General features: G+C 65.4%; 1 protein-coding gene. It reads right to left on the bottom strand.

Annotation, left to right across the window (positions count from 1 at the left end):
- On the bottom strand, positions 1-602 hold a 602-nt coding region (locus tag K3F48_RS23950), incomplete at both ends, for a condensation domain-containing protein (RefSeq protein ID WP_222577940.1).

Raw genomic sequence — 602 nt, forward strand, 5'->3', positions numbered from 1 at the left:
CGCTGAAGACGCTCGCCGTTCAACCACTGCCTCTGCCAGGCGGCGTAGTCGGCGTATTGGACGGGCAGCGCAGGCAAGGGACCAGTTTCGCCGCGGCAAAAAGCGCCATACAGCGTGCTCAACTCCGATGTCAGGACGCCCATCGACCAGCCGTCGGAGACGATGTGATGCATAGTCAGCAAGAGCGCGTGATCTTCCGCGTCCAGACGCGCGAGACGGCCCCGGATCAAGGGGCCGCGCTCCAGATCGAACGCCGTGGCGGCTTCGCGCTCCGCCAGGGCGCGCAGCGCGTCGTCTTTATCGAGGGCGTCGACGAGATCATCTTCCTCCAGAGCGAAGCCGACATCCACGGGCGCGATTTTTTGTATGGCTTCGCCGTCGAGCGTAGTGAAAGTGGCGCGCAGCGCTTCGTGCCGGGCGACGATTGCGTCGAGCGCCCGTTGCAGCGCCCGCCGGTCAAGGCGCCCCCGCATCCGGACACCCAGGGTAAGATGATAGGCGGCGCTGACCGCCTCGCCGAACTGCGTCAAAAACCATAGGCGCTGTTGCGCAAAGGATAAGGCGAGCGGACCCGTGCGGTCGACAAGCGGGATCGGCGGCAA

The organism is Methylosinus sp. Sm6, from assembly GCF_019802345.1.
GTDB lineage: Bacteria > Pseudomonadota > Alphaproteobacteria > Rhizobiales > Beijerinckiaceae > Methylosinus.